Here is a 764-nt window from a genome sequence, read left to right as displayed (position 1 = left end):
CCACCGCCCGCGTCCGCCTGGTCGCCTTCACCGACCCGGTCCTGGCCCCCCGCACCGTCGACCAGTCCTGGACCTTGCTCAAAAGTGAAGCGCACGCCACTGACAACGGCCCTCTTCTGGTGGACGAGTACCAGGTGAACGCCTTGGACACGGGCGAGCAGCACACCGTCCACATCGCCGGCGACGTGGTCCTCTCAGCCCCCGGCATCGAGCTGGAACACCTGGAGACCCCGCCCTCGACCTTCCTGGCCTCGTGACCCGCGCCTAAGCAGGCGGTGCGAACCCAGTGGCCGAAGCCCCCTCACCGCTGTCCCCGCGCACAGGAGGGGCCTCCACCCGCCCCGGACCAGAAGCCCCAACTGCAGGACCCACCACAGAACCTCCCACGGGCCCCAGCGGACCTACGGGCCCCAGCGCACCCACGGGCCGCCCGCTCACCCCATGCGCGGCCACCCCAAAGGCCCGCCGCGCATCCCGCCCCTGCCGCTCACTCACCACCGCGGCCAAGTACGCCCCCGGCGGCACCCCCTGCGGCACAGGAGCCCCCGTACGACCTGCGAGTTCCCCGGCGAGCCGTGCTGCCACGGCCCACCCCACCTCCGCGTCGAGCTGCCCCATCCGCGTCAGGTACTGCCGAACCGCCAGCCACAACTCATCGGGCACCCCGGACAGATCCAGCCCCGTGAACCGCCCGGCCAACCACGGCGGCGGAGGCGGCACGGCCTGCACACGCCCCGTGGACGTCCGCTCCCGTACGACAAGGG

The 764-nt window shown here is 72.6% G+C and carries 1 pseudogene; it reads left to right on the top strand.

What is annotated here, in order from left to right:
- A pseudogene (locus J0695_RS39585) lies at positions 1-257 on the top strand (hypothetical protein); the annotation flags it as partial.
- Between the last annotated feature and the right edge of the window lie 507 nt (positions 258-764).

The sequence above is a fragment of the Streptomyces beijiangensis genome (assembly GCF_017315755.1).
GTDB classification, from domain to species: Bacteria; Actinomycetota; Actinomycetes; order Streptomycetales; family Streptomycetaceae; genus Streptomyces; species Streptomyces beijiangensis.
The sequence above is the reverse complement of the archived record's forward strand: the minus strand, read 5'-3'. Positions and strand labels throughout refer to the sequence as shown.